The following is a 26,958-nucleotide window of genomic DNA, read 5'->3' as shown; positions in this document are numbered from 1 at the left end:
GGTCGATAGCCGGAGATTTAGCTGTAGGAAATACAGTTAATTTGCGAGCTTCAAATATAACGAAGCGTAACAGAGAAGATGAAAGGGGCGGTAAGAATGCAAAACTATATCGGGCCGGAGGGCGTGCTGGCGAAGCGACAGCAGTATTTCTACCCCTGCACGAGCCACTTCTATCGGAATCCGCCGCAGCTCGTCAAAGGCGAGATGCAATATTTGTACGGGCACGACGGCACATGCTATACGGACTTTTACGCGGGCGTTTCCGTGGTCGCGAGCGGCCACTGCAACCCGGAAATCGTGGAGCGGACGGCGGAGCAGCTGAAGACGCTGCAGCATACGTGCACGATTTATTTGACCCAGCCGAACGTCGAGCTGGCGGAGCGGCTGGCGGGCGTGCTGCCCGGCAAGCTTAGCCGGACCTTCTTCGTCAACAGCGGCTCGGAGGCCAATGAGGGCGCGCTGCTGCTGGCCCGGCTGCATACCGGGCGGAGAGGCTTCCTCGCGCTGGAGCAGGGGCTGCACGGCCGCACGTACTTGACCATGAGCGTCACGGGCATGCGGATGTGGCGCTCCGACCCGCAGCTTCCGGAGCTTGGCGGGGACCCGGACGTGGCGTTCATCCCGCGCCCGTATGAGCGCGGGATGAGCGGGGACGAAGCGGCGCGCCGTTCCATCGATGCCCTGAAGGCTGTGCTCGCGGAGCGGGGCGGCGAGTTCGCCGCCATGATCGTGGAGCCGATCCAGGGCAACGGGGGCATGATCATGCCGCCGGACTGGTATTTCCCTGAAGTGAAGGCGCTGCTGGAGCAGTACGGCGTGCTGCTTATCGCCGACGAGATTCAGACCGGCTTCGGCCGCACCGGCCGCATGTTCGCCATGGAACGCTGGGGCGTTACGCCCGATATCGTGACCATGGCCAAGGCGCTCGGCAGCGGCGTGCCCGTGGCCGCGTTCGCCTCGACGGACGAGATTGCCGCCAGCTTCACGCGGCCTTCGGCCTCCACGTTCGGCGGCAACCCGGTCTCGTCCGTCACCGCCCTGGCGGTGCTCGACTATATCGAGTCGCACCGCCTGCCCGAGCGCGCCGAGCGCCTCGGCGGCCTGCTCGTCGCCGGCCTCCGGGACCTCGCCGCCCGCTATCCGCAGCTCGTCTCGGACGTGCGCGGCGCCGGCCTGATGATCGGCGCCGAGCTGTGCGCGGACGACGCCGAGCGCGGCGCCCGGCTGGTCGACGAGGTGCTGGAGGAGATGAAGGACCGCGGGTTCATCATCGGTAAGAACGGCGTGGGTCGCAACGTGCTGGCCTTCCAGCCGCCGCTCGTCATCACGGAGCAAGACATTGAGGAAATGCTCACCGCGCTGGAGCAGGCGCTGAACATCGTGCTGGTGGCTGGGGGAGGGAACGGCGATGGAGTACGCCCGTAAACTCGGCACCAAAATCAAGCTGTACAGCGAGCTGGTCATGTTCTCGCATACCTTGTTTTCACTGCCGTTTGCCATCATCTCGATGGTCTGGGCCGCCGGCGGCTTCCCGTCCTGGCGAATTATGCTGTGGGGGCTGATCGCCCTCATCGGCGCCCGCAACGGGGCCAACGCGTTCAACCGCGTGGTGGACCGCACGTTCGACGCGCAGAATCCGCGTACGGCCCACCGTCATCTGCCGCGGATGCTCCTGGGCGAAAAGGAAGTGCTGGCGTTTGTTGTGATCAACTACGGAATTTTCATTTTCGCGGCGGCGATGCTGAATACGCTTTGCTTTATTTTGTCGCCGGTCGCGATCTTTCTGATCTCATCCTACTCTTATACGAAGCGTTTTACGTACATGAGCCATCTGTATCTGGGCTTTACCATCGCTTCGGCGCCGATCGGCGCCTGGTTCGCGGTGACCGGGAAATTTGCCTTTACCCCGTTTATCATCGGCACGATCGTCATGCTGTGGATCGCCGGCTTCGACATCATTTACGGCTCGCAGGACATTGATTTTGACCGGAACCATAAGCTGTGGTCCATTCCGAGCATTTTCGGCCTGAAAAACGGGCTGCGCATCGCCGCCGGGCTGCATCTGATCATGGTGCTGCTGCTGATCGCGCTGATCCCGATCCGCCACCTGGGCTGGCTGTACATTGCGGGTATCATCCTTGCGGTCTTCCTGCTGATGACGGAGCACAAAATCATCAAACCGTCGAACCGCAAAGCCATGAAAATTGCATCCTACAATTTAAACCAGGTGATCAGCATGGTGATCCTGTTCTTTACCCTCGGCGATTTCTTCCTACTATAGATTGATCCCAAAAAGCACGGCGTCCGCGGAGAACCATTCTCCAAGGAACACCGTGCTTGTTGTTCATTAACGGCCGCCGGAACGCTTATTTGCCTGTGAGCCCCGTAATTTACCCGCTTAACGGACATAAGAGATGTAAAGGAATGGAAAATATCCCGAAACCGGGGGCTCAATAAGAAATAGCGGCTCCCATGTCCGCTAGTCTCAGAAATCGGCCCAAAACAACAAAATAGCGCCATGGATGTCCATTACCTACAAAGGTAACCTCATATTATACGTTGCCGTGCGCCGCAATGGATGAAGGGTGTACAGCCCAATTGCCGCAGACGGGAAATCACATCAAAAAACGCCCCTTATCCGATCGCTAATCGGATAAGGGGCGCTTATATATAGGCAACTTAATTTCATTCCGCAATCAGCTCTCCCGACCGCCGAAATATTGCAGCAGCGCCTGCAAATCCCGGTGAGCCGGGTAGTCCCGGAGCCGGTGGATGATCGCTTGGGCTTCGTCCAAATACCGCGCGCTCAAGCTTTCGCTGCGCTCCAGCGCACCGGAGCGCCCGATCGCCGCAATGACGGCATCGGTCAATTCCGCCGGCGTTTCCGCGGCAATGGCCCGGATGGAAGGAGCCAGTTCTTCATCTTCTAGGGCAAACAGAACCGGGAGCGTGACCTGGCCTTTGCGCAAATCGCTTCCCGCAGGCTTGCCCAGCTTCTCCGCGGACTGTGTAAAGTCAAGGATGTCGTCGCGGATTTGGAACGCCATGCCGAGTTTCTCGCCGAAGGCGTACAGCAGCTCCGCCACCTCGTCGTCCGCGCCGGCCGACTGGGCACCGATGCGCAGGCAGGCGGCCATCAATTGCGCGGTTTTCTTCCGCGATTTCTCCAGATATTCCTCCACCGAGACTTCGTAATCGAACAGATGAGACAATTGTTCATATTCGCCCAAGCAAAGCTCGGTAGTCGCCAGGGAAGAAAGGTCGTACGCGTAGCGTTCCCGCTCCGCGGAATAGGCGGAGATGAGTTCGATGACCCTGGCCGACATGTAGTTGCCGACATGTACGGCTTCGCTTACCCCGAGCTTGATATGGAGCGCCTTCTGGCCGCGGCGGACCGGGGAGTCGTCGATGATGTCGTCATGAATCAAGGAGGCGGCATGGATGAACTCCGCGGCGGCGGCGAGCCGCCACAGCTTATTCTCGTCGGGAGCGGGTCCGAAGCGGCTGCCGACGATGACCATGAGCGGGCGGACCCTTTTTCCTCCGGAGCGGACCAGATCGATGATGCTTTTGGCCAGCGCGGAGGAGCGGGGAAGGTCCTTGTCATACTTGACCATGTTTTCAATCTCGCGGTCGACCGAGCGGAGGGGAATGCCCAACGCCTCATCCAGCTTCATTTTCATCGAAATAACCTCCTTGTTCATGCCGTTTCATGATGACGTTTAAATCGCCCGGCTAAGCCGGTTGCGGCTGCTCTCCAACTGCAGAAACAGTTCCAGCCCTTTAAGCAGCCGGTCGTCTTCCGGCTTGCCCTCGAACCGTTTGATCTGCATTTGTTTAATGACTGGGGCGAGCAGGGATAGGAGGTCGATCTCCTCCCATTTCAGACAGAGCTGAATATATAAACTGTATAAATAGTCGCCGTCCAGCACTTTGCGGGTGAGCGTTTCACCCGTATCGGAGCTGCTGCAGCCGCCGTGGCGCCGGAGGGCGAGCTTGATTGCGAAGTAAATGGACAACAAGCGCTGCCGGCGTAATGGAGGCATGTCGTATTGCTCCAATAACACGGCAAAGGGCCGCGCTTCTTCAACGGAAATACGGATTTGTATGCCGGTTGTGGGCGAGACTTCTCCCTGCAACAAGTGACAAGCGTCTTGGATGAGCTCATGATTCATTAGGGCACACTCCTCGGGCTGAAATGCCGCGATAGTTAAAATCTTAGGTAATGGTGTAAAAATTAGAGTAATGTGCGGTGGAGCACATTACTCTATAGATAATCAGTTAAAATACTTCATGTGATTAATCCAAGCTTATTCGGTGTACAAATACCATCTTCGAACCAGCGGAATTCTCTTCCATTGTTTCTTGAGCCACGGCAGAACGTAGTAGTCCAAGCCAAAGGTGCTGCCCGAGCCGCCGATCAAGGCGATGCCCGCGGTCATGTACCACAGCATTTCCGTGGAGGCCATGCTGGAGGACCAGATCATGACACCGAGCGCGACCGTTGCGGCGGAGGCCACTGCGGTGAACAGACCAACGATGATCATGATGCCGAGCGCGATTTCCATGAATACCATGAAGAACTGGAACACGGTCGCCAGTGCGGTAAAACCGCCGTCCGAAGTGTAGAAGAAGATGTCCATAAACCAGTTCACGATGCTCTTGATGAATCCCGGTACCGGCAGTGCCGTAACCGCAGTGGATGCACTTTCCACGGCCGAAGCGGCTGCCGAAGCGTCTACGGCTTGTGTAACATCGCTGGCGGCCGCGCTGGCGGCGGAGACGACGTCGGCCTTCGGCGAAGCAGGAATCAGGAAGATGTTCGAAGGATCCTTAAAGATCTTCGGCAGCTTGTCGAGACCTTCTTCCAGCCATTTGTATCCGACGAAGATACGGAGCGGAAGGAGCCAGAAGTTCGGGGAACGTTTGGCGAAATGCCCGCCCACGAAGCTTCTGCGGTTATTTACATGGAAGAACTCGTGCATCATATAAGTCCAAACCTTGTTGAAGCCGGCCACCGTAAACAGGTAGTACATATTGATTAAGTGCTTGGAGAACATGGCCAGGAATCCGGTCAGCATGAACATTTTGTTCGGCAAACCTACGTTGGCGACGCCATACCGGCTGCCGATGCAGACCATGGTGCCGTGGAAGCCCGGTTTGTAGGACTTCTTAGGCTTGTTATGGATATCGGCATGGATATTATGGGCGATCACGGGACCGGCTTGCTCGGCGTTCTCTACCATTTGCGGTACCGGACGGGTTTCGCCTTCCGGAATGAAGAAGATGTTGTCGCCGACGATGTAGACATTCTCATGATCCACGCTTTGCAGCTTGTCGTTCGTGACGATCCGCTTGCGGCCTTCCTGCTTCACGTCCAGTTTGCCGACAAGATCGGAGCCTTCCACGCCGGCGGTCCATACGACCGTATCCGCTTCGAGCTCTTTCTCGCCGAGCACGACGCCGGACGGAGTCACGCCGGTAATCTTCGCGCTGGTGATGATTTCGACATTCATTTTGTGCAGGCGTTTGGCTGCCTTTTCGATCAGCTTGTCGGGCAGGATCGGCAGGATCTTCGGAGCCATATCCGCCACGACGAGGCGCACCTCGCTCGGATCGATGAAGAATTCCTTGCAGAGCTCATCGCGGAATTCGGCAAGCTCGCCGACCAGCTCGACCCCGGTAAATCCGGCGCCGACAACGACGAAGGACAGCATTTTCCGGCGTTTGGCCGGATTGGTTTCCTTCGCGGCGAGGCCGAATTTGTTGCGGACTTGCTCTTTCAACCGAACGGCGTCTTCATAGGACCATAAGGTCAAGGAATGCTCCTCGGCACCCGGGATGCCGAAGAAGGTAGGCTTACAGCCCGTACCGATAACAAGATAATCGTATTTATAAGTGCTTTTCTCGGAACGAAGTTCTTTGGCGTTAAAATCGATGTGATCGATCGAATCCAGAACGACATCGACCTTTTGACCGGCGAATATCTTTTTCAACTCGATCTTGACCGAGTCTTCCGGCGCGCGGTTGGCCGCGACCTCGTGCAGCTCCGTCAAAAGGGTGTGGTACGGATTGCGGTCAATCAGCTTGATTTCCACATCTTTGTCTTTTTTGAATAGTTTAGCCAGGTGCTTGGAGGTAACGACGCCGCCGTAACCGCCGCCCAGAACGACTATTTTCTTCAAGAGATTCACCTTCTCGTTTAGGTTGTCAATCATGTAGCGGGATGTTTATTATTTCGCTTGTTCAAGCGCCTTGGTTACCAGACCGAAGTAGGATTGCAAGCTGATCGATACGCCGGAAAGGGCGTCGGTTTTGCCTTCTTCATTGAAAGTCAGGGAAGCCGGATCTTGGTTTTCAACCAGATATGCTTCGGCCAGCGCTGCTTGCTCATGCCATTCGGATTGGGCGCCGCCGGCTTTCATGCCGTATTTGCCGTCGATGGAGTTTTGTTTCTTGTCTTCGCCGGCTTCATTCACGCCGCTGAAGTTGACCTTTACGATTTTGCCCGCGGCGATCACTACGTCGGCCGTTTCCTTCCAGCCGGAATGCTCGTCGAATTTATCGCCTTCGGCATGGTAAGTACCGTCCTTGTAAGGGCCGGCTTGAACCGGACCAGCGGTCAGGGCTTGGTCGGCCAGGTCAAAGAATTCATTGACGTGTACGGATACACCGCTTATCGCATCGGTTTTGCCTTCTTCATTCAGAGTGATGTCTTTCGGATCTTGCTTCTCAATCAGGTATTGTTCCGTTTTCTCGGCTTGTTCGTGCCATTCGGATTGGGCGCCGCCGGCTTTCATGCCGTATTTGCCTTCTTTGGAATAAGTTACTTTGTCAACGCCTACAGTGGCATTAAGCCCGTTCCATTTGGCTTCCGTGATTTTGCCGCCGGATACCGTAAGAGTTACATAGTATTGCCAACCGCTATCGGGATCGGCTTCGCCTTGGGCATAATAAACGCCGTCTTGATATTTGCCTTGCTCCTCGGTCGTACCGGCGGTATTCCCGCTGTTTGTTTCATTGGTTGCGGCAGGAGTGTTGTTGGCAGGTTCCGCTGTATTTCCACTGTTTGAACCGCAGCCGGCAAGAACCCCCAGCAGCAGGGCGCTGCATAAAAGAATAGATGCTTTTTTCATGATCAATGACCTCCACTGATAATTTTGTATATATTAAAATGCGAAGACATTTTAATAACGTCCGGGACGGAAAATCCCCGCCGTTACGGGATTTTCATGAGCTTAAAAGAGTCCCAAAACCTTTGTTCGATGGAATTTTAGCATATTCATATGTGGGTTTATGTGAAAAATATCACTTGGTGTGTGATAAAAAACAACCCCGAAAACCGCCCTGCAGTCAGGCACCGCAAGGGGTTTCGGGGGTTGGAAGCGATTGCTCAATTTTTAATTATTTTTTGAAGATTCGCCTGTCGCTGTCCTCGGGAATCAATTCGGCATCGGGAACGACCGGAAGGTAGGGGGATTCGCGAAAGCTGAAGATCTCCTTGATCTTGTCGCGTTTGGCCTTGGGACCGAGTACGTAGAGCGTATCTCCTTCTTCAATTATTGTGTTGCCGCGAGGCGTGACGATCTGCTCGCCGCGGATGACCGCAGTCACGAGCACCTCATCCGGCAGGTCCAGCTCTTGTAGCTCCTTGCCGACGACCTTCATGCCCGCATGGATATGAAGATGGTTGATTTCGGCTTTGGTCTTGCCCAGCGCCACTAGTTCAAGCAGCGAATGCTGCTGGGCCCCCGTATCGCTGACGAGCCCGAGCTTGACGGCCAGGGGCGAAATGGTTGCCCCCTGGATCAGCGTGGAGGTCAGAATCACGAAGAAGACGACGTTAAAAAACAATTGCCCGTTGGGCAGCCCGCTCATCAATGGATAGGTGGCGAGCACGATCGGTACGGCTCCGCGCAGCCCGGCCCAGGAGATAAGCGTTTTCTCTTTAAATGAAAATTTTGCAAAAAGCAGGCTCGCATAGACGGAAACCGGACGCGCCACAAGCATCAGAATCATAGATAATGCGACGCCAGGCAGCATAATTCCCGGCAGCTCTTCGGGAAACACAAGCAAGCCGAGCAGCGTAAACATCGTAATTTGCATAATCCAACCGAAGCCTTTGTTAAACTGCAAAATCGATTGCCGGTAGGTGAGATCCGAGTTGCCGAGGACCAGGGCCATGACGTATACCGCGAGCAGGCCGCTGCCGTGAATGGCTGCGGTGGCGCCGTAGGTCAGAATGGCAAAAGCGACGGCGATGACGGGATATAAACCGGAGGAATCGAAGTTGATACTGTTGATGACCTTAACCGCGATCCAGCCGAAGGCCAGACCCAGCAAAAGGCCCAGCCCCATCTCCAGCATAAACGAGAAAATCAGGGCCGACAGGGCGTGGTCCGGGCTTTGGATCCATTCGATCAGGGTGACGGTCAGGAACACCGCCATCGGATCGTTGCTGCCGGATTCTGCCTCCAGCGTCGCCGTCAGGCGCTCCTTGATATTTTTGCCGCTCAGCACGGAGAACACCGCCGCGGCGTCGGTGGAACCGACGATCGAGCCGATCAGCAGTCCCTCTTCCAGCGAAACGCCCAGAATGTATACCGCGCCGATGCCGACGATCGCGGCGGTAAGAACAACTCCCAGCGTCGCGAGCGATAAGGCGCTTTTGATCACGGGTCTGATCGTAGCGAATTTCGTCTGCATCCCGCCTTCAAAAAGGATGATGATCAAGGCGAAGGTGCCGACCAGTTGGGCGATAAAGGCATTGTCAAAATAAATGAACCGGCTGAGCACCATGCCGGCGGCGATAAAGAAGACGAGCGCGGGCAAACCGAAGCGGCTGGAAAATTTGGTGGCGAACACGCCGATCAGCAGCAAGCTGGCCAATAGGATAATGAAGTAATCCGTAAGTGTTGTCGGGTCCATAGCTTTGGCGTGCCTCCTGTCAAGGTTTAACTTATGGGTTTGTTATCTTTATAAATAATTAGACAAATTTTTGGAGCTTGCCAACAAATCGCGCACTGAAAACTTTACCAGTTCCTGCCGATAATGATGTAAGAGGCGGAAACGGAAGGAATGACAATTCCCTTGACGGTGTACAAAACATTTATTTTTCGCATGAAATTGAATTTTGCGCTGGGCGCTCTGCTCATGGCCTTCGCCTTGGGCGGACTGATTCTCCTTGCTCCGAACGATATTCCGGCGGAACAATATGTAGGGCTTCTCGGCGCGCTGCTATTTTCGTTTTGCATCATGCTCGTCCTCGAATGGACGGTGTTCACCCTGCAGATCCGCCCGATCCGCGCCTGCTTTACCACGGAAATCGAAGGCTTCGTCTCTTTGCAGAATGTATACATAAGAACACACCGCCTTCCCGGCTTGGCCGTGAAGCGGATTATGGGGCCGCATTTGTTCGGCCTGCTGCTCCCCGCATCGGCTTTGACAATATGGCTTATTCATGCCGGGAAATTATCCATTCCTTATTATTATGTGCTGCTCGCATCCATGGCAGTAGTGCTTGTTGCCGGAATGCGCGCATTAATCGACTTCTACTTGACTTCCTACGCCATCCGTCCGGTTTTGCTGGAGCTGAGCTCTTGGTCCCTGCGTTTGTTCGGCAAGGAGCTGACGCTGGGAGGGCGAGTGCTGATATCCATCCGCCGCAAGCTCAGATGGAGCTTCTTCCTGATCGGGGCTTTCCCGTTATTGCTTTACAGCTTATCGGTCCAGTTCCGCTTGGGCGATTGGAGCGAGATCGGAACCTCCTACTGGGAATGGGCGATTTTTATTCTCGTCATCGGCTTGGGCTTCGCGTTTATCGGCTCCAGGCTGCTGACCCGGGAAATCGTCCTGCCGATCCAGCATTTGTACGAAAAGATGGGCGAGATCAAGCGCGGTTACCTGCGCACGGGCGCCAGCGATTTGTTCTCCGATGAATTTTCGCGCCTGGTCTCCGGGTTTAACCATATGATGCGGGGGATCAAACTGCAGGCGGAACGCAACAATCAACTGCTGGAGAGCTACTTCGCCACGCTTGCTGCAGCGCTGGACGCCCGTGATCCCTATACGGCGGGCCATTCCTTGCGAGTTGCCGAATACGCCGTCGGCATCGGCCTTCTGGCGGACCTTCCGGAGGAGGAGATTCACGATCTAAGGAAATCGGCCCTGCTGCACGATATCGGCAAAATCGGCATCCCCGACGCGGTATTGTTAAAAGAAGGCCGCCTGACCAATGAAGAATGGGAGCATATCAAACAGCATCCCGTCCTCGGCGAGGCAATCCTGAAGCAAATCGAGCCGGCAGACGCCATGGCTCCGTTCCTGCCAGGGGTGCGTTCGCACCATGAACGGTATGACGGAGGCGGATATCCGGACGGCTTGCAAGGCGAAGAGATTCCGCTGTTCGGACGGATTATCGCGGTGGCCGACGCCTTCGACGCCATGACCTCGGACCGTCCCTACCGGAAAGGGCTTGATGAAGGGAAGGCGATCGAGATTTTGGAGCAAGGCCGGGGAACCCAGTGGGACCCTCACTTTGCGCAGTTGTTTGTGGATGCCTATCGCAAAAAGGAAATGAAACAAGCTCCGTAGCCAAGCGGGGCTTGTTTGCTTTTTCGGCACATCACGAATGGAAGGGGTGTTCTCGGTTCAAACCGGGGACCGAAGGGTATTTACAAAGTACACGGGGAAATGCCCCGGCGCTTTGGTAACAGCCTCTGAACTATCCATGGAATAAGGAGTGATCTATGATGGACGAGAACATCATTAAAGGAAAATGGAATCAGATAAAAGGAGAAGCCAAAAAACAGTGGGGCAAGCTGACGGATGACGATCTGGACGTGATCGCCGGAGAGAAGGACAAGCTGGTCGGCAAGCTTCAGGAGCGCTACGGTCATACCAAGGATGCCGCCGAGCGCGAATACAATGACTGGGTGCGTTCCCGCGATTGAGCGGCTGCCCGTCCCATCCTAAACCGAAACCGCATTGGAGGCGGAAAAAGATGTACGTTTCCCGCGTAGTGACCGGAAGGATTATCGAGTACAAGAGGGACAGCGTGGTTACGCTCCAAGGCGACACGGTCAGCACTTACAATCTCCGATATTATACGCTTAGGGAGATTGATGTCGAGCCCCGGCCGGCATATGATCGTGCGGAAGATCCCGCAATCGGAGGAGTTTGGGCCCGCCTGAAAAGGCGGAGGCTGCGGGATCGGGAAGCCGCCGCGCTGCCTTGGCCGCTGTTCTGGAAGAAAGGCGCAAATCGGATCTGATTTGCGCTTTTTTTGATGGGAGGATCGGGCAATCTAAAAAATGTAAATAGTCTCATTCTTTAGTTCCGGGCTTGTGATAAGATGATGGAAGACTGCCAAAGGCAGGTGCAACTTATCTACAGGAGTGAGTTTATGGGCTTCAGCAAGATGTTTATGCTCAATTTGGGACTGCTTATTACGGTCGCTTACTTGGCCAACGTCATCTATAAATATTTACTGACCAAGCGATTCTCCAAAACCAACTATGCTTTGTCGGTGATTCTGATCATATTCTCGGGCTGGATTTGCATGAAATTCGGATTTCAGCTTAAAGACAACGTGATTTTCGATCTGCGGGTCGTGCCGCTCATCATCGCTTCCGCCGTCTATTCCAACCCGCTCACCTTGGTGATCATAGGGGTGGGCATCGGGGCGGCCAGACTGACATTCGGCATAAACGACGCGGCCATGGCGGGCTTTATCAATTTGTCGATACTGGGGGTCGTCTGCGCGTGCCTCAACATTTGGATCAGAGGGAGCAATCTCCGCCTGATTACGAAGGGCATCATCACGATTGTGATCGTGAACGTGCTCAATACGGTCAATATTGCCATATTCGGCGTCATTCCCGTGAAGCAGTACCTGCTGGAAATTACGCCGATTACGTTTCCGCTTACCTTGGCTCTTAGCTGCGCTTTTGCGCTCATGCTGTGGGATTTCCAGCAGGACCGGAAACAGACGGTGGACCTGAAGCGTGTCAACGGCCTGCTGCGCAAGCAGACGGAGGAGCTGCGGAAAGCAAAGATCGTGCAGGAGGAACGCGCCAGACAGCTTGCATTGGCATCGCAATATAAGTCGGAATTTTTGGCCAATATGTCGCATGAGTTAAGGACGCCGCTCAACAGCATCATCAACCTGGCCGAGATTATCGCCGAATCCGAAGGCGGGGACGGGAGCGGGGAAGAGGCGGCGAATTACGGCAAGATCATTCATAAGTCGGGCCTCGACCTGCTTCATCTGATCAACGATATCCTCGATTTATCCAAGGTCGAGGCGGGGCGGCTGGAGATCGTCAGGGAGGATGTCATTATCGCCGAAATCATGCAGCTCATGGAGCTCGATTTTGAACATACTGCAAGCCAAAAAGGCCTGGCCTTCGACATCGTGCAGAAGCCGGGACTGCCTTGCACGATATCCTCGGACGGACAGCGGATCGGTCAAATTTTGCGCAATTTGCTCTCCAATGCGTTTAAGTTTACGCATCAGGGAGGAGTCAGGCTGGAAATCCGCCCCGCGGACCAAGAGGAAGCGCCGCCCGGGGATTGGATCGTCTTCGCGGTCAGCGATACCGGAATCGGCGTCCCGGAGGACAAGCATGCCGCGATCTTTGAGATGTTCCGCCAGGCGGACGGCTCCATCAGTCGCAGATATGGAGGAACCGGGCTTGGGCTGCCGATCAGCAAGGACCTGGCTCGTTTGCTCGGCGGCTTCATTACACTGCGCAGCGAGGAAGGCAAAGGCAGCACCTTTTCTCTTTATTTGCCTATAAATGTTGATCCAAAGGAAGATGGAGCGGGAGACGCCGGTTCGGATTTGGCGGATTCGGTTGCTTTGGGCCCCCGTTAATAGATACAATAAGAAGAAATTCTATGTAAAGAGGGATGGGAAATGGATAAACAGGTAATTTCCACAACGAACGCGCCGGGCGCGATCGGACCTTATTCTCAGGCGGTGCAAGTCGGGGAGTATGTATTCACATCCGGGCAGCTCGGTCTGATTCCGGAAACGGGCCAGCTTGCCGAGGGCGTCGAAGCGCAAACGAAGCAGGCGCTGAACAATGTGAGCGCCATTCTGGAAGCGGCCGGAACCGGTCTCGACAAGGTCGTAAAGACGACCGTCTTCTTGAATGACATGAACGATTTTGCCAAGGTCAACGAAATTTACGGCAGCTTCTTCGCCGAGCCTTACCCGGCCCGCAGCGCGGTGCAGGTAGCCCGTTTGCCGAAGGACGGACTCGTCGAAATCGAGGTTATCGCTCTGAAATAGTGTCCTCATTCAAGGCCTACCTTCGAATCATCAGATCGTACAATAGTGCAGCGGATTTTCATTCGGATCCCTGCACTTTTGTTTTTTACAAACCTCCGGTAATAGGGACGTTGTTTCCCGAACACTGATTAATCCCGTTCCCTTGCGCGGAAAAAGAGCAGGGCGAGCGAATAGATGAGCAGGACGGCGGCTGCGAGCCAGGCGGCAAACATCAGTTCGTGCCGGTCGGAGTGCTTGACCGCCACGGCTATATAGCCCCAGGCTGTCGGCAGCGGAAGAAGTCCGTCCCGGGTCCGGTTGCCGACGAGCATCATCGCAATCGCGCCTATGATCAATAGAATAATGGCCGTTTCAGGCTGCGGCAGGCTGACCCGAAGCCGGGAATGCTGGAGGATAACCTGCAGGTTGATCAGCGAGGCGGTAAAAACCCAACCGAAATAGAGGCTGAACGGAATCCGCAAAAACCAGGTTTCCCCCCGGGTCGGGTGAAGGATTTCCCGCGAATAACGGTAGATCATCGCAAGGGAAACAAGCAGCAGAACGATCGCTGCGAACGACGGGATGAGGGATTCATAATGCCAGAGCGCGAGCCACCCCGCATTGAATAGACATGAGAGCGCAAACCAAAGCGTGAACATGCGTCCCCAAGGCTTATCCGCATCTTTGCGGCGGAAGAGATAGACGACCGCGCAGCCGAGCAAAATATAAATGACGATCCAGATCGCAAAGGCGTATCCGGCAGGTGTGAGCAGTGTTAAATAGCGCTCGGACAATTCTCCGGTACGGCCGCTCCCCAGCGGGATGGCCTCAGCAAATATATTTATCGCTATAAGAGCCAGAAATAGAAGACAGTTCCACCAACGGCAGGCCTGTTTGCTGAACATGAATAAATGCCTCCTCGGACGTTAGAAGCGGGTTTATCGCGTTTACTATATGAATATACCCATTTTTGGAAAAACATTTTCCGTTAAGGACGAAGCGGGGCCCGTGCAAAGGTTTGGCCGCGGTTTTATACCGGGGCGGTTTCGTATAAGATAGAATTAATGCGGTTTTTCAGATGAACCGAGATGAATCAGGAAAAATGACGGGAGATCACCATGAATCAACGCCTGTATGGAATTTGGCTCGGAGATGTGCTGTTTTGCTTCTCCGGTGAAATATCGGAATCCAAAGTGGACGCCTGGACGGCGGCGGTGAGACCGCTGGAGCCGCGGCCCGGAGTACGCCCGTTTCAACATGCCGCCCTGCGGCTCGCCGAGGTCAGGTACCCGGTCTCCTACGGGCGCAGATCGGCGGGCGGCGGCGATCGCAAAGGGCTGATCGGCAGGACGCTGGAAGGCCTGGCCCTGCCGGTCGGGGAAGCATGGCAGCTGCTGCTGGGATGGGATGAGAGCTACTTCGCCGGCCACGGAATCAAATCCGGGCCGGAGTTCGGGTACTGGGCCGCGGCTGCGCGCTTTGCCCTTGACCTTTTGCTGCGGGGCCGAATCGCACCCGGAGTGAAGCCCGGCTCCGGAACTCCGGGACGCCGCAGGGGGACACAGGCTTCGCTCGGCGCGGTATGGGGGCCGCTTCTGGACGGAGGAAAAGACGAGGACCGCTTCCGCCGGCTGGCGGCGGCGATGCCGCCGGTGGCACTGGCCGCGGTGCAGGCACCGGCGATGCAGGAGTCCGGTTCGATCGCGGAGCGTCAGCTTGCGCTGCTGCACTCTTTTATGACGGCGATGATCGATTACGAGGTCAGAAACAGCGTCCGCGATTTGGGGCGGAAGCTGAATCCCGCGCGGGCCGATTACCGCAGGGGATATTCCCCGCTCGCGGAGCTGTGGTGGAACGGCCTGTTGAGCGCGGGAACCCCGCCGGATATACAGGGCAGTGCGGGCGAGATCGGGCAGCTCGCCGCAGATATCGCCGCCGCCGGAGGAGGGCGCCCGCAGGCGGATGCGGAAACCGAGCCCGGCATGGAAGCGGGGACGCTGCGCCTGGCCTTGCGGATCGAGCCTTGGCAGGAGAACGGCGCCGGCGGAAACGGCAAGGACACGGGGCCTTTGTGGAGGTTATCGTTCTGGGGCGAAGGCGCGGAGGATCCCTCCGTACGGCTTCCGGCCGGCCTGGTCTGGAGCTATCCCGAGCCGGACATGGAAATTGCCGGACGGAAGTACCGGAATGTCCGGGAGAATCTGCTGCTTCGTTTGAAGAAAGCCGCGGAGCTATCCGGCCTAATCGCCGAGGCTTGTATGACGGCGCGGCCCGATTCGGCGGTACTCCGGCCGGAGGAGATGTACGCCTTTCTGAGCCGGTCCGTCGTGCCGCTGCGCAAGCACGGGGTATCCGTGCAGATGCCCTCCCGCTGGACCCGGGAGGGCCGGCGCACCGCCGGCGTAAAGATCAAGACGGCCGGCTGGGAAGGCTTCCCGCGGGAGAAGTCGGAAGGAGCGGGATTCGGTGTCCAGCAACTGGTGTCTTTCGAGGCGAGGGCTGTGCTCGGCGGGAAAGAGCTGAGCCTGGAGGAGCTTGCGCAGCTCGCCGCTTCGAAGTCGCCGCTCGTGTTGTTTCACGGCGAGTGGATCGAGGTCGACGTGAAGGAACTCCGCCAGGTCCTGAAGTTTATGAAGCGGCAGGAAAGCGGAACGATGACGTTTCGCGATCTCATGTATCTGAAATCGGGCAGCGAACAGGACCAGTTCTTCGACGGGCTGCGGGTGGAAGAAGTGGAATCGGAAGGGATGCTGGCCGTTCTATTGTCCGGCGAAGCGCTGCGCAGCATCGCTCCCCGGCCGGTTCCACGCTCGCTGCACGGCACGCTGCGGCCTTATCAGGAAAGAGGCTTCCAGTGGCTTGCGGCCATGCGAGAGCTCGGATTCGGGGCATTGCTGGCGGATGATATGGGCCTGGGCAAGACGGTGCAGGTCATCACGGAGCTGCTGGACGGCCTGGAGACATCGGACGGATCCAGCCTGATCGTGTGCCCGACCTCGCTGCTCGGCAATTGGCAGCGGGAGCTGGCCCGGTTCGCGCCGCATTTGCGGCTTTACGTCCATCATGGAAGCGACCGGCTGCACGAGGAGCGGTTGGCCCGGAAATGCCGGGAGAGCGACATCGTGCTGACAACCTACCAATTGGCCGGGCGGGACGGCAAGGAGCTTCGCGAGCTGGCATGGAAGACGATCGTGCTCGATGAAGCGCAGTACATTAAGAACTTCGGCACGAAGCAGGCGCAAAGCGTCATGAAGCTAAGCGCCCCGCAGCGGATCGCCATGACGGGCACGCCGGTGGAGAACCGGCTGAGCGAGCTGTGGTCGATATTTCAGTTTCTGAATCCCGGGTATTTGGGCACGAACGCCGCGTTCCGTTCCAGGTACGGGGGGAACGGGGAGCAGCATGCCGCCGAACTTGCCAGCCTGCGGAAGCTGGTGGCGCCGTTTTTGCTCCGGCGGTTGAAGAGCGATCCGGATATCCGCAAGGATCTTCCCGAGAAGATCGAGCTGAAATCGTATTGTACACTTACGGCGGAGCAGGCCGGGATGTACGAGGCGGTGACGGCGGAGCTGATGTCGAGCATCGGCGGAAGCAGCGGGATCGCCCGCAAAGGGCTTGTGCTGTCCTCGCTGACCCGGCTGAAGCAGATTTGCGATCATCCGCAGCTGGGGGCCGGAAGAGCAGGAGGTGCCGCCGCGGAACGTTCCGGCAAAATGGAGCGGATGTTCGAGCTGCTCGATCTGATTATCGACAACGGCGAAGCGGCGCTGATATTTACGCAATACGTACAAATGGGGGAATTGATCAAGGAACAGCTTGCCAAGCGGTACGGAGAGGCGCCGTTCTTCCTGCACGGCGGCGTGGTGAAGCAGGAGCGGGACGACATGGTCAAGGGCTTCCAGGAAGGCGTCGGAGCGCCATTTTTTGTGCTCTCCCTGAAAGCGGGCGGTGTAGGCTTGAATTTAACGCGGGCCAACCATGTGATCCACTATGACCGGTGGTGGAATCCGGCGGTGGAGAATCAGGCGACCGACCGGGTATTTCGGATCGGGCAGCGGAAGAACGTGGAGGTGCACAAGCTGATTTGCCAAGGCACGCTGGAAGAGAGGATCGATGAATTGATCGAACGGAAAAAAAGCCTGTCCGAACAGGTTGTCGGTTCCGGCGAGCAATGGCTTACGGAAATGTCCGACGAGGAATTGCGCGGCCTGATCGCGCTGCGGGCGGGAAGCATGATCGAGGAGGAGGTTCGATGAGCCGGAAATTAACGATTCCGAAAGACGTGGCGCTGGAGCCGGTACCGGAGGGCCTGCTCGTCAAGTTCCCGGCGGAGGCGGCGGAAGCCGGAGAGCGGCCGCCGCTCTGCACCGTGCTGCTGCCGGGCGATCCTCGCGGCGGCGAGGAAAGCCGGGCGCTGCTGAACCGGCTTGCGGGCCGGCCGCTGCTGCTGGCCGGGCTGCTCGAGGAAGGGCCGGAGGCGCTGGAGGCGCTCCTGCCCGAGCAGCCGCCCTGGCGGCGGGGCAAGCCCGCAGCGGCAGCGTCGGATGCGCCGCGGTGCTCCTGCGGCGCCGGGGGGTGCGGCCATGCCGAGCGCGCCATGGCCTATGGCGACGCCGCCTGGGCGGCGGACGCCGGCGTGCGGCTCGCGCTGCTCGGCTGGACGCCGGAGACGCTGGCGGCGGCCGCCCTGGATCTGTGGGCGGCGCGCCAGCCGCTGCCCGATCCCGCCGCCGCGCTCCGCCAGGCGGCCGGCGGGCCTGAGCGGTCGCCTGGCGAAGCGGAGGGCGGCCCGAACCTCGCGGAATGGCTCGCGGAGATGGCCGACCAGGGGCGGCTTCACCTGCCCGGACCGCAGCTTCACGATGTGGCGGCGGAGCTTGCGGATCTCCGCCTCCGCCGCCCCGGCGTGAAGCCCGGCCGCGAGACGGGGTCCGATTCGGCCCCGTGGGCCGCGCTGCTTCCCGGCGTTCCCGGGGCCGCCAAGGGCTTGGCCCTGGTTGCCGGCCGGGTCATGGAGCGCGCGGCGGAGCTCGCCGGTGCGAAGCGCAGCAAGCCGGGCTAAACCAGCCCGGCTTGCTTATTTGTTCAAGGGCGATCCGCCGCCATATCCGGGATCGCGGTAATCCGTGTCGGCGAGGCGATTCAGAACGCCCATTTTCATCAAGGCGTTCCGCGTCCGCTCGGTGCCGGTACGGTACAAAAGTACATATAGCTCAGTAAGCCTACGGTTGAACTGTTCCGGCGCTTCATCATGGTCGGCGGACTTGAAGGGGACGGGAGCCCGTTTGAACGTGTAGTCGTCCTCTTTGGACAGTTCGTTCAGCTTGTCGCGGAGCTGCGCGAGTTCTTCTTCGTCCAGAAGCACCTGGAACTCGGACGAGTCGTTCGGCGTTTGCTGGATAAGCCGGTGCGTTACGGAAACATAATACGGGGTCTTGGACAAGGCCACTTGCGATTCCTCCTTTTCTGCGGACCTTAGCGTTCTATTCCTTTTTTACACGGAGCCCCTATAGGTGAATCAAAGGGCCGATTTTCACGGAAGCCGCAAATCTGGTATGATAATCTAGAATTTATATTCCTACAGACTTTTTAACGACCAGGTATGCCGATGAATGGGAGGAATACTGTCATGAATTTTTTACAACGGATAAAAGACGGTGCTGGGAAGGTGACCGACCGCGCGCAAAACGCCGTGGAGATCGGCAGGCTGAACACGCAAATTTCGAATATTGAACGTGAAATGGGGCTATACTTCCAAAGAATGGGCGAGATCTTCTACGAAGGTTATTCCCGCAAGGATATGTCCGATGCGGAGAAAGAAATGATCGAGCTGGCCAAAACCTGCGATCTCCTCGCCGAGGAGCGGGACGAGATCCGCGCCAAAATCGCCGAGATGAAGAATGAGCGCCTTTGCGGCGCCTGCGGCCGGTCCGTCGCCGAGGATGCGATGTTCTGCCAATATTGCGGGCACAAGCTGAACAAGGTCAAGCCCGCGGAGGAAAGCCGTTCCGCCGATAAGGAGCCGGAAGAGCCCGCCCCACTCAAGGCCTTTAACGATCCGCTGGCTTCGCTTACCGGCCAGGTGTCGGACGAGACGATCATCTACAAAGAAGCCAAGGAACCACCCGCTGATGAAGAGATGGAGGCCCGCCGCCAGCGGGAAATAAGACGCCAGGAGGAGCTGGACCGCCGAGTTCGGACCTGGAAAGAGAACATGGAGCCGAAGGAACAGGTTTCTTCGACTTTGGAGGCGGCCATCCCGACGGTGGGCTGTCAGATTTGCTCCGCCGTATTGGTCAAAGGCACCAAATGGTGTCCGCATTGCGGCTCGGAACAAATTTAATGAGCGATTTTTCTGAAAAATTCACAAACTTGTAATATGCGCGCCCCGCAGCCTAGGGATTGATCCGTAGTAATAAGTAGGGCGCCGGTTTGGAAGCGGCACGGAGAGCCCCGGTAAAATTTTGCCGGAAACCGTGCCGCGCGTTTTTCCAGGGAACGCTAGTTTTGAAAGGAGCTTAATTACTATGGAATGCATCGTTCACTTTGAAGTGCATCACCCGCACGAGGTGAAGGAATTGCGCGGGCTGATCTTTTTGCAGGAGGGACAAGTGCCGTCGGAACAAGATTTTTTGTCGATGTTCGTGGAGATGGGCTACAAGCTTCGGCTGGAGGACAAGGACAATCTGGTGTTTACACCGGTTGATCCGGCCGCAAACTACAGTAAGATCCGGGTGCGCCGCCTGGATACCGGGGAGAAGAGCTATAAGGAAGATACGGAGCTGCGTTCGCTGCTGAGTAATTTGCTGCCCAAGGAATCCAGACCGCTCTAAAAAATTTCCTCTTTATTTCCCCGTACCATATGCGTTATACTTCTAACATTGCATGAAAGACGACAACTTTCAATTTTTAAATACATTTTTCTCGTATATGTGCAGGAATCGGCCTGCATGTCTCTACCCGGTCACCGGAAATGATCGGACTACGAGGTGAAACCAGGTTTCCCCCAAGCGTGTCTTCCGGCATTGCTTATCGCCGGAAGACGGCTGGGGTCTCCGGTTTTTTGCCTTGTCTCGTCCACTTCCCGGCAGCGCCGGGAGGTGTTTTTTTGTTGCTTAATTTATTCGACATAAGGGGGAAGCGTCACATGAAATTACTCAGAGACAAAGTGATGGCGGAGGGCATCGTACTGGGGGACAATGTCCTCAAAGTGGATTCTTTTCTTAATCACCAAATGGATCCGGTGCTGATGCGGGAGGTCGGAGGTGAATTTGCCCGCAGATTCGCGGAAGAGGGCGTCACCAAAGTGCTGACGATAGAATCGTCGGGGATTGCCCCGGCGATCATGACGTCGCTGGAACTCGGCGTGCCGATGATATTCGCGCGGAAGCATAAATCGCTGACTTTGCGCGACGACATTTTGGTGGAGAAGGTCTATTCTTTCACCAAGCAGGAAACGAATGAAATTACGGTCTCCAAGAAATTTTTGCATCCCGAAGACCGGGTATTGATTATCGACGATTTCCTGGCCAACGGAGAAGCTGCTTTCGGACTGGCCCGGATCGTCGAGCAGGTGGGTGCCAGCGTCGTCGGAATCGGCATCGTGATCGAGAAATCGTTCCAGCCGGGCGCGAGCCGGCTTCAGGAAGCGGGCTATCGGGTAGATTCTTTGGTCCGGATCGCTTCTTTGGAGAACGGGGCGGTTTCCTTCGTAGAGGAGCTGTAATAGCAACACAATATATAAAAAATGATCATGGGATAACCATGGGGAGGAGTAAGGAGCAAAGATGGCACGCGAGCGTATTTTCCAAAGAAACCGGCATCCGTTTAAAACATTTTCGCTAGGAGTGCAGCATGTGCTGGCGATGTATGCGGGGGCGGTCGTTGTACCGCTGATTGTCGGGGGGGCACTCAATTTCACTCATCAGCAATTGACCTACTTGATTTCGATCGACCTGCTGGCCTGCGGGGTGGCAACGTTGCTGCAAGTTTGGGGAAACCGCTTCTTCGGCATCGGGCTGCCGGTCATGCTGGGCTGCGCGTTCCAGGCGGTGTCCCCGATGATTGCCATCGGCGGAACGGAGGGGATGGGGGTTTCGGCCATCTATGGAGCGATCATCGCTTCGGGGCTGTTCGTCTTCTTATTCTCCGGCTTGTTCGGCAAACTGATCGCGTTCTTTCCGCCGATTGTTACCGGTTCGGTCGTGACTATTATCGGCGTGACGCTGATTCCGGTAGCTTTGACCGACCTTGGCGGCGGCGACGTCACGAAGGCGGATTTCGGCAGCCCGAGCAATCTTATCTTAGGGTTCGGGGTATTCATTTTCGTTATTTTGATGAACCGGTTTGCCAAAGGATTCCTGCAGTCGATTTCCGTGCTGATCGGCCTGATTGTCGGGACGCTGGCCGCGGCGCTGATGGGCAAAGTGGATTTGACGCCGCTTAAGGAAGCGAGCTGGTTTCATATGGTTCAGCCGTTCTATTTCGGGGTGCCGACATTCCATGCCTCGGCCATCATCACGATGATTCTGGTCGCGATCGTCAGCGTTGCGGAATCCACCGGCGTCTTTATGGCGCTCGGAAAAATCGTTGACAAAGATATCACCGGAAAAGATCTTGCGCGCGGCTACCGCGCCGAGGGGCTGGCCATCATGCTCGGCGGCGTGTTCAACTCATTTCCGTATACGACATATTCGCAAAACGTCGGGCTCGTCCAAATGAGCCGGGTGAAAACCCGCGACGTGATCGTCGTGGCCGGCTCTCTGCTGATTCTAATCGGCTTTGTGCCGAAGATCGCCGCGCTCACCCAGCTCGTGCCGACCTCCGTGCTCGGCGGAGCGATGATCGCGCTGTTCGGCATGGTATTGTCTTCGGGTATCCGGATGCTGGGCGATCAGGCCGACCTGAACCGGCCGGAAAACCTGCTCATCATCGCCTGCTCGGTGGGGATGGGACTGGGCGTTACGGTCGTTCCGGAAGTTTTCCATGCTCTGCCGTCCTGGCTGCGGATTCTCGTTGACAACGGCATCGTGGCCGGCAGCTTCACGGCGATCGTGTTGAACCTGCTGTTCAACGGCCTGAGCGGCGGCAAGAAGAAGCAAGCACCGGCGGAAGAATAGTCTATCTTTTCGTCTTTTCGTATCTTTGCGGGAAGCGTCGTGTCTTCAGCGCATCCGGTTTAACTGCTTCTCGGCGAAGTCGCCGATCCAGGGGAGTTTGAGCCATTTGCCCTGCAGCGCGGCCAGCATCAGGACGAACCACAGGACGAGGCCTAGCAGCGTGAGCAGCAGGTTGACAACGACACCGATAATCGGCAGAAAGTTGACCAGCGCATGGCAGACCATCAGTCCGCCGAACAGGACCACGGACTGCAGGGCATGAAACAGCACGAAGCGGCTTCTTCGCTCGATAGCCAGAAACACCACGCCGCCGACGAAGGCGAACAGATAACAGAGGAATCCGGCCACATTTTCGTAAAGGCCTGTTGAAGATTTGAACGGGGACACGGGCATACACCTGCTTTCCAAATTCGGATAACCTTCCTTTAGTACTCAATGTATGACGAGCCTAGGGCGGGCAGAACCGATTTGAACAGGTGGAATGGTCCCGGTATCCGGCCGAAACCATTGATCCAATATATCACCGACGATTACCTCCGCGGCATCCGGCTTGCGGAGGTTTTCTATTTCCGCGCGGACCCCCGCGAGCCGCTGCTCATCCAGCAGCAGGTCGTCGATTTCTTTGCGCAGCGACTTGGCGTCGCTCGCGATGGAAGCGACGCCCTTTTCTTTCAAGTACCGGGCGTTGTTCAATTCCTGACCCGGGACGGGGCGGTACAGGAACATCGGCAGGCGGGAGGCCAGCGATTCCGCCAAAGTGATCCCGCCGGGCTTGGTAATAATGCAATCGCTCGCATGCATCAACAGAGCGACTTCCTGAACGTAGCCGAACAGATGAAGATCCGGGCGGTCACCGAAGGCGGATTTCAGCCCGTTGTACAAACCCTCATTCCGGCCGCAGACGGCCAATATCCGATACTGTCCCCCCTCAAGCAGCGCCTCGCAAATCTCGCGGATCCCTTGCATCACCCCGTAGGCCCCGGCCATCAGCAAGACGGTCTTTTTTTCCCGGTCCAATGAGCCCGTAAGTCCGGGGCGGGAGTTCTGAAGATCTTGTTGAAAGTCGGGCCGTAAAGGAATGCCGCTGACAAGCACGCGGGATTCGGGTACTCCTTTTTTGACCATCTCCGCTTTCATGTCTTCGGTAGCCACATAATACCGGTCTACCCCGGAGTGGATCCATCTTGTATGCAAATCAAAATCGGTCACGATATTGACGAGCGGCAGTCGCTGCCCGGATTTCTTCAATATATCCGGCAGGGCGAGCTGCGGAAATGTGTGAATAACCAGGTCCGGCTTGTGGCGGAGAATGGCTTCTTTGAGCTTGCCGGTCCCGACGGAATTGATCGCCCGGAGGAAGGAAGCTTCGGGCCGGAGCTCGTTGGACAGATTATAGATCCATCCGTAAAGGGACGGCAGCGCTTTAAAACTGTTGAGGTAAACGAATTTCGTCAGGTCGTTCAGAAACGGGTGAGCTTCAGCCAGGAGGTCGAGCACAATAATATCCTGAATCCCCTTGCTGCGGAAACAAACTTCGACCGCTTGGGAGGCGAGGGTATGCCCGTCGCCGAAGCTGGCGGAAAGTATCATGATTTTGGGCGTTGTGGGCTTCAAAATGCCATCCTCCTGTCCGTGATTTTTACTCACTTATTAAGATTATAACAGTATGATTAACTCGCGATAAAATGTCCCCGTAGATATCTTAACCAATGGGAGCTATTCCAAAAAATCAAATTTTTGCCGATAACAGAAATAGGTATTTGGAAGAAAGCTGTAACTGGAAGCTGAATATGTTACAATATGGGAGGTAAGGTCTTTTTCGCTTAAGAATTCCTAAGAGACCGGTAAACGCATTTGCAAGACGCTGTTCTAACCGTGCCTGATTCATCGAGAATTTGTTCGGGTATGTATAGTGTCATGCGCCAGCTGTTTAAGTTACCGCAAGCTGACTTCATGAATATCTGCTTTTTACGCATTCTCGGGATCGGAGCATTGAACTAGAATCGTTCTGGGAGGGAATTTGGAATGGCAACGAAAGGACACAATGAGGTGAAGGAAAGTTTGCGGGAAATGACCCGGATATTCAAACCGAAGGACCCGAAAAAGTTCGTGAAGGAATACGTCCGCAAATACCGGATTACAGGCGGGTATGAGGAAGAATTGACCCACTTGGTGGAAATGGAATTGGACAAACTGGACTCTTCGGTTTCCTGAGGCTTAAGTGAATTGATCGATTGAACCGATTAAATACGGTAATGACCGTCCCGGCGAGAGCCGGGGCGTTTTTTTCTTTGGAATCGACATATAATAGATTAACATCGGCCTTATTATGGATTTAACAGCCATGCGCCGCGAAAGGAGTTCCTTAATTTTGAAAGCAAATATAAAATCGAAAGAAGAAATAGCCCGGATCCGCGAGGCGGGAGCCATTCTTGCCGAATGTCACAGAGAGATCGCCAGGCTGATCGCTCCGGGGATTACGACGGGGGAGATCGATGCTTTCGTCGAATCCTTCCTTGCCAAAAAAGGGGCGACGCCGGAGCAGAAAGGCTACCGCGGCTTCCCTTACGCCACCTGCGCTTCCGTCAACGAGGTGGTATGTCACGGATTTCCGGGGAAGCAGAAATTGCAGAACGGCGATATCGTTACGATTGATATGGTCGTCAACAAGAAGGGCTGGCTGGCGGATTCGGCCTGGTCCTACCGGGTCGGAGAGGTAAAGCCGGAAGCAGAACGGCTGCTCAAGACGACCGAAAAGGCGCTTTATGCGGGGATCGCCCAGGCGATTCCGGGCAACCGCGTCGGCGATATCGGCTATGCGGTCCAGCGCGTCGCGCAGGAGGAGCGGGTCGGAATCGTCAAGCCGCTGATCGGCCACGGAATCGGGCAAAAGATGCATGAACCGCCCGATGTGCCGAACTTCGGACGGCCGCACAGCGGCGTCAAATTGCAGCCCGGTATGGTGATTACGATCGAACCGATCTTTACGCTGGGCGAGACCGGCGCGGTATTTTGGGACGATGACGGGTGGACGATCCGCTCGGCGGACGGCAGCCTGGGGGCGCATTATGAGCATACTTTGGCAATTTTGGAAGACGGACCGGTCATCTTAACATCTTAAAAAGAGAGCGATGCTCTCTTTTTTTGATTTTTTGTAACATAAAGTTTCTCAAAATGTCAAAAATGAATGAAATCAGTATTTTTACGTAATTGGCAAAATATGACCATGGTTCACAGGGCAAGCCAACGGGTAAAGCTATCCTGAAAACGTTAGCAAACCGCATTGCGGCGCGGTTTTCTCTAATTTTGAACAATTTGTGAACTGCCTTCGACACATTGACAAAACAGGGGTTCGATCATATATTTAATAGGTGATTGTTATAATTGACAAAAGTGATGTTTCCGTGCTAAAGCAGGTTATTTTTGACTGGGTACACCACATGCCTGTACATACCGGAGAAGAAAACGGAAAAGTGGGGTAGATCAATGATGAAACCGTGGAAGGCTGTAAAGCGGCTTGTACCTCTGTTCGCCGGGCTATCGCTTTTGCTGTCCGCATGCGGCCGGGAGGATTTGTCGGTGCTCAGACCGCAAGGGACAGTGGCGGAGGAGCAGCTCGGTTTGATTAAACTTTCCATCACCATCATGGTGGCGGTTATGCTCATCGTATTTGGAATTGCGGCCTTTGTGTGGATCAAATTCCGGCGGAAGCCGGGACAAAACGAAGTTCCGAAGCAGGTGGAAGGCAACTTTAAGCTGGAGGTCATCTGGACGGCGATTCCGCTCGTGCTGGTGCTGATTCTGGCCGTAGCTACCGTACAGAAGGTGTTCGCGTTCGGAGAAAATTATTCGGCGGACAAGAACGCGGTCAAGGTCAAGGTCACTTCGCACTTGTTCTGGTGGGAATTCTCCTACCCGGATTACGGGATTACTACCGCGCAGGATTTGGTCATCCCGACCGGCAAAAAAATTGCGCTCGAGCTGAAAACGGCCGACGTGCTGCACTCCTTCTGGGTTCCGTCACTGGCGGGGAAGACCGACACCAATACGGACGGAACGATTAACAACGCCTGGATCGAGGCGAAGAACGAAGGCGTTTATCTTGGGAAATGCGCCGAGCTTTGCGGCCCGTCCCACGCCTTTATGGAATTCAAGGTGAAGGCGGTCAGCGATGACGAATTCAACGCCTGGGTGGACGCGATGAAGGCGCCGGCGGTGCTGCCGGAAGACCCGGCCGTCGCCGAGGTGTTCAAGAATCAATGCCTGACCTGCCATGCGGTCGGCGATCAGGGAGGTCCGATCGGGCCGAACCTGACCGGCATAGGCAGCCGGGAATCCGTGGCCAGCATTCTGCTGAATGCGGAGGGCGAAGGCAATTATGTCGGCAGCAAACCGGCCAAGGATAACATGAAGGAATGGCTGATGGACCCGCAAGCGGTGAAACCGGGCAACAAGATGCCGAGTCCGAAGGAAGATCTGGGGCTTACGGATGATGAAATCAATGCCATCGCCCAGTATCTGGCCGATTACAAATTGTCATATTGAGGGGGTACAAACCTTGGC

The 26,958-nt window shown here is 56.1% G+C and carries 25 protein-coding genes and 1 riboswitch; of the genes, 16 read left to right on the top strand and 9 right to left on the bottom strand.

The window, feature by feature from the left end:
- The first annotated feature begins 96 nt into the window (after positions 1-96).
- Positions 97-1,425: an aspartate aminotransferase family protein gene (locus V3851_RS10335; RefSeq protein ID WP_331846456.1), complete on the top strand. Its 1,329-nt coding sequence runs from the start codon at positions 97-99 to the stop codon at positions 1,423-1,425.
- Entirely contained in the window at positions 1,409-2,281 is an 873-nt protein-coding gene (locus tag V3851_RS10330; RefSeq protein ID WP_331846455.1) for a UbiA-like polyprenyltransferase, read from the top strand. Before V3851_RS10335 ends, V3851_RS10330 begins: the two co-directional genes overlap by 17 nt.
- Before the next feature lie 415 nt (positions 2,282-2,696).
- Here V3851_RS10330 and V3851_RS10325 read toward each other — a convergent pair whose 3' ends face one another.
- The 5 genes from V3851_RS10325 to V3851_RS10305 all read right to left on the bottom strand — a co-directional run bounded on the left by V3851_RS10325 (position 2,697) and on the right by V3851_RS10305 (position 8,928).
- Positions 2,697-3,677 carry a polyprenyl synthetase family protein gene (locus V3851_RS10325; protein ID WP_331846696.1) on the bottom strand — a complete coding sequence of 327 codons (981 nt, stop codon included), beginning with the start codon at positions 3,675-3,677 and terminating at the stop codon, positions 2,697-2,699.
- Between the two features lie 45 nt (positions 3,678-3,722).
- Positions 3,723-4,175: a hypothetical protein gene (locus tag V3851_RS10320; protein ID WP_331846454.1), complete on the bottom strand. Its 453-nt coding sequence runs from the start codon at positions 4,173-4,175 to the stop codon at positions 3,723-3,725.
- A 135-nt stretch (positions 4,176-4,310) separates the two neighbouring features.
- Positions 4,311-6,185, bottom strand: a complete 1,875-nt coding sequence (locus V3851_RS10315) for an NAD(P)/FAD-dependent oxidoreductase (protein ID WP_331846453.1) — start codon at positions 6,183-6,185, stop codon at positions 4,311-4,313.
- Between the two features lie 48 nt (positions 6,186-6,233).
- Positions 6,234-7,136, bottom strand: coding sequence for an FMN-binding protein (locus tag V3851_RS10310; RefSeq protein ID WP_331846452.1), 903 nt, complete (start codon positions 7,134-7,136; stop codon positions 6,234-6,236).
- Between the two features lie 268 nt (positions 7,137-7,404).
- On the bottom strand, positions 7,405-8,928 hold the full coding sequence (locus V3851_RS10305; protein ID WP_331846451.1) for a potassium/proton antiporter: 1,524 nt from the start codon (positions 8,926-8,928) through the stop codon (positions 7,405-7,407).
- A 150-nt stretch (positions 8,929-9,078) separates the two neighbouring features.
- Between V3851_RS10305 and V3851_RS10300 the strand changes: the two genes are divergently transcribed.
- From V3851_RS10300 to V3851_RS10280, 5 genes are all read left to right on the top strand, one after another.
- Positions 9,079-10,593 (top strand): HD-GYP domain-containing protein, encoded by a 1,515-nt coding sequence (locus V3851_RS10300; protein ID WP_331846450.1) that lies wholly within the window; start codon positions 9,079-9,081, stop codon positions 10,591-10,593.
- Positions 10,594-10,751: 158 nt separating this feature from the next.
- Positions 10,752-10,952 (top strand): CsbD family protein, encoded by a 201-nt coding sequence (locus V3851_RS10295; RefSeq protein ID WP_331846695.1) that lies wholly within the window; start codon positions 10,752-10,754, stop codon positions 10,950-10,952.
- A 50-nt stretch (positions 10,953-11,002) separates the two neighbouring features.
- Complete coding sequence (locus V3851_RS10290; RefSeq protein ID WP_331846449.1) at positions 11,003-11,272, top strand: hypothetical protein; 270 nt, start codon at positions 11,003-11,005, stop codon at positions 11,270-11,272.
- A 132-nt stretch (positions 11,273-11,404) separates the two neighbouring features.
- Positions 11,405-12,877, top strand: a complete 1,473-nt coding sequence (locus V3851_RS10285) for an ATP-binding protein (protein WP_331846448.1) — start codon at positions 11,405-11,407, stop codon at positions 12,875-12,877.
- 42 nt (positions 12,878-12,919) lie between these two features.
- Positions 12,920-13,297 (top strand): RidA family protein, encoded by a 378-nt coding sequence (locus V3851_RS10280; RefSeq protein WP_331846447.1) that lies wholly within the window; start codon positions 12,920-12,922, stop codon positions 13,295-13,297.
- A 128-nt stretch (positions 13,298-13,425) separates the two neighbouring features.
- Here the strand turns inward: V3851_RS10280 and V3851_RS10275 are convergent, their stop codons facing one another.
- Positions 13,426-14,181 (bottom strand): TspO/MBR family protein, encoded by a 756-nt coding sequence (locus tag V3851_RS10275; RefSeq protein ID WP_331846446.1) that lies wholly within the window; start codon positions 14,179-14,181, stop codon positions 13,426-13,428.
- Between the two features lie 213 nt (positions 14,182-14,394).
- Between V3851_RS10275 and V3851_RS10270 the strand changes: the two genes are divergently transcribed.
- Both V3851_RS10270 and V3851_RS10265 read left to right on the top strand, forming a co-directional pair.
- The gene (locus tag V3851_RS10270) at positions 14,395-17,532 is read left to right on the top strand and encodes a DEAD/DEAH box helicase (protein WP_331846445.1); all 3,138 of its coding nucleotides are present in this window, start codon (positions 14,395-14,397) and stop codon (positions 17,530-17,532) included.
- Complete coding sequence (locus V3851_RS10265) at positions 17,529-18,338, top strand: hypothetical protein (RefSeq protein WP_331846444.1); 810 nt, start codon at positions 17,529-17,531, stop codon at positions 18,336-18,338. Before V3851_RS10270 ends, V3851_RS10265 begins: the two co-directional genes overlap by 4 nt.
- Before the next feature lie 15 nt (positions 18,339-18,353).
- Here V3851_RS10265 and V3851_RS10260 read toward each other — a convergent pair whose 3' ends face one another.
- Positions 18,354-18,725 carry a hypothetical protein gene (locus V3851_RS10260; protein WP_331846443.1) on the bottom strand — a complete coding sequence of 124 codons (372 nt, stop codon included), beginning with the start codon at positions 18,723-18,725 and terminating at the stop codon, positions 18,354-18,356.
- A 180-nt stretch (positions 18,726-18,905) separates the two neighbouring features.
- On the opposite strand from V3851_RS10260, the gene V3851_RS10255 reads away from it, so the two are divergent.
- The 4 genes from V3851_RS10255 to V3851_RS10240 all read left to right on the top strand — a co-directional run bounded on the left by V3851_RS10255 (position 18,906) and on the right by V3851_RS10240 (position 22,395).
- Entirely contained in the window at positions 18,906-19,619 is a 714-nt protein-coding gene (locus V3851_RS10255) for a zinc ribbon domain-containing protein (protein ID WP_331846442.1), read from the top strand.
- A 184-nt stretch (positions 19,620-19,803) separates the two neighbouring features.
- Positions 19,804-20,109 carry a hypothetical protein gene (locus tag V3851_RS10250; RefSeq protein WP_331846441.1) on the top strand — a complete coding sequence of 102 codons (306 nt, stop codon included), beginning with the start codon at positions 19,804-19,806 and terminating at the stop codon, positions 20,107-20,109.
- Between the two features lie 71 nt (positions 20,110-20,180).
- A riboswitch (purine riboswitch) is annotated at positions 20,181-20,281 on the top strand.
- Positions 20,282-20,423: 142 nt separating this feature from the next.
- Positions 20,424-21,002 carry a xanthine phosphoribosyltransferase gene (locus tag V3851_RS10245; RefSeq protein ID WP_331846440.1) on the top strand — a complete coding sequence of 193 codons (579 nt, stop codon included), beginning with the start codon at positions 20,424-20,426 and terminating at the stop codon, positions 21,000-21,002.
- Positions 21,003-21,063: 61 nt separating this feature from the next.
- Positions 21,064-22,395, top strand: a complete 1,332-nt coding sequence (locus tag V3851_RS10240; RefSeq protein ID WP_331846439.1) for a nucleobase:cation symporter-2 family protein — start codon at positions 21,064-21,066, stop codon at positions 22,393-22,395.
- A gap of 45 nt (positions 22,396-22,440) precedes the next feature.
- Here V3851_RS10240 and V3851_RS10235 read toward each other — a convergent pair whose 3' ends face one another.
- Both V3851_RS10235 and V3851_RS10230 read right to left on the bottom strand, forming a co-directional pair.
- Complete coding sequence (locus tag V3851_RS10235) at positions 22,441-22,782, bottom strand: DUF4870 domain-containing protein (RefSeq protein ID WP_331846438.1); 342 nt, start codon at positions 22,780-22,782, stop codon at positions 22,441-22,443.
- A 45-nt stretch (positions 22,783-22,827) separates the two neighbouring features.
- Entirely contained in the window at positions 22,828-24,009 is a 1,182-nt protein-coding gene (locus V3851_RS10230) for an MGDG synthase family glycosyltransferase (protein ID WP_331846437.1), read from the bottom strand.
- A 411-nt stretch (positions 24,010-24,420) separates the two neighbouring features.
- Between V3851_RS10230 and V3851_RS10225 the strand changes: the two genes are divergently transcribed.
- The 3 genes from V3851_RS10225 to coxB all read left to right on the top strand — a co-directional run bounded on the left by V3851_RS10225 (position 24,421) and on the right by coxB (position 26,940).
- Entirely contained in the window at positions 24,421-24,609 is a 189-nt protein-coding gene (locus tag V3851_RS10225; RefSeq protein WP_044480239.1) for a hypothetical protein, read from the top strand.
- 115 nt (positions 24,610-24,724) lie between these two features.
- Entirely contained in the window at positions 24,725-25,516 is a 792-nt protein-coding gene (gene map, locus V3851_RS10220; protein WP_414859289.1) for a type I methionyl aminopeptidase, read from the top strand.
- A gap of 365 nt (positions 25,517-25,881) precedes the next feature.
- Positions 25,882-26,940, top strand: a complete 1,059-nt coding sequence (coxB, locus tag V3851_RS10215) for a cytochrome c oxidase subunit II (protein WP_331846435.1) — start codon at positions 25,882-25,884, stop codon at positions 26,938-26,940.
- Positions 26,941-26,958 lie beyond the last annotated feature (18 nt).

This window comes from Paenibacillus haidiansis, assembly GCF_036553665.1.
GTDB classification, from domain to species: Bacteria; Bacillota; Bacilli; order Paenibacillales; family Paenibacillaceae; genus Fontibacillus; species Fontibacillus haidiansis.
Note: the sequence above shows the minus strand (reverse complement) of the source record. Positions and strands in the feature narration are given on the sequence as shown.

What these genes read in the sequence shown, in the direction of transcription:
- V3851_RS10335 (WP_331846456.1), top strand. Translation starts at nt 97, where the DNA reads ATGCAAAACTATATCGGGCCGGAGGGCGTGCTGGCGAAGCGACAGCAG.
- coxB (WP_331846435.1), top strand. Translation starts at nt 25,882, where the DNA reads ATGATGAAACCGTGGAAGGCTGTAAAGCGGCTTGTACCTCTGTTCGCC.
- V3851_RS10305 (WP_331846451.1), bottom strand. Translation starts at nt 8,928, where the DNA reads ATGGACCCGACAACACTTACGGATTACTTCATTATCCTATTGGCCAGC.
- V3851_RS10270 (WP_331846445.1), top strand. Translation starts at nt 14,395, where the DNA reads ATGAATCAACGCCTGTATGGAATTTGGCTCGGAGATGTGCTGTTTTGC.
- V3851_RS10300 (WP_331846450.1), top strand. Translation starts at nt 9,079, where the DNA reads ATGACAATTCCCTTGACGGTGTACAAAACATTTATTTTTCGCATGAAA.
- V3851_RS10250 (WP_331846441.1), top strand. Translation starts at nt 19,804, where the DNA reads ATGGAATGCATCGTTCACTTTGAAGTGCATCACCCGCACGAGGTGAAG.
- V3851_RS10320 (WP_331846454.1), bottom strand. Translation starts at nt 4,175, where the DNA reads ATGAATCATGAGCTCATCCAAGACGCTTGTCACTTGTTGCAGGGAGAA.
- V3851_RS10325 (WP_331846696.1), bottom strand. Translation starts at nt 3,677, where the DNA reads ATGAAGCTGGATGAGGCGTTGGGCATTCCCCTCCGCTCGGTCGACCGC.
- map (WP_414859289.1), top strand. Translation starts at nt 24,725, where the DNA reads ATGGATTTAACAGCCATGCGCCGCGAAAGGAGTTCCTTAATTTTGAAA.
- V3851_RS10240 (WP_331846439.1), top strand. Translation starts at nt 21,064, where the DNA reads ATGGCACGCGAGCGTATTTTCCAAAGAAACCGGCATCCGTTTAAAACA.
- V3851_RS10295 (WP_331846695.1), top strand. Translation starts at nt 10,752, where the DNA reads ATGGACGAGAACATCATTAAAGGAAAATGGAATCAGATAAAAGGAGAA.
- V3851_RS10285 (WP_331846448.1), top strand. Translation starts at nt 11,405, where the DNA reads ATGGGCTTCAGCAAGATGTTTATGCTCAATTTGGGACTGCTTATTACG.
- V3851_RS10280 (WP_331846447.1), top strand. Translation starts at nt 12,920, where the DNA reads ATGGATAAACAGGTAATTTCCACAACGAACGCGCCGGGCGCGATCGGA.
- V3851_RS10290 (WP_331846449.1), top strand. Translation starts at nt 11,003, where the DNA reads ATGTACGTTTCCCGCGTAGTGACCGGAAGGATTATCGAGTACAAGAGG.
- V3851_RS10310 (WP_331846452.1), bottom strand. Translation starts at nt 7,136, where the DNA reads ATGAAAAAAGCATCTATTCTTTTATGCAGCGCCCTGCTGCTGGGGGTT.
- V3851_RS10245 (WP_331846440.1), top strand. Translation starts at nt 20,424, where the DNA reads ATGAAATTACTCAGAGACAAAGTGATGGCGGAGGGCATCGTACTGGGG.
- V3851_RS10255 (WP_331846442.1), top strand. Translation starts at nt 18,906, where the DNA reads ATGAATTTTTTACAACGGATAAAAGACGGTGCTGGGAAGGTGACCGAC.
- V3851_RS10330 (WP_331846455.1), top strand. Translation starts at nt 1,409, where the DNA reads ATGGAGTACGCCCGTAAACTCGGCACCAAAATCAAGCTGTACAGCGAG.
- V3851_RS10275 (WP_331846446.1), bottom strand. Translation starts at nt 14,181, where the DNA reads ATGTTCAGCAAACAGGCCTGCCGTTGGTGGAACTGTCTTCTATTTCTG.
- V3851_RS10265 (WP_331846444.1), top strand. Translation starts at nt 17,529, where the DNA reads ATGAGCCGGAAATTAACGATTCCGAAAGACGTGGCGCTGGAGCCGGTA.
- V3851_RS10225 (WP_044480239.1), top strand. Translation starts at nt 24,421, where the DNA reads ATGGCAACGAAAGGACACAATGAGGTGAAGGAAAGTTTGCGGGAAATG.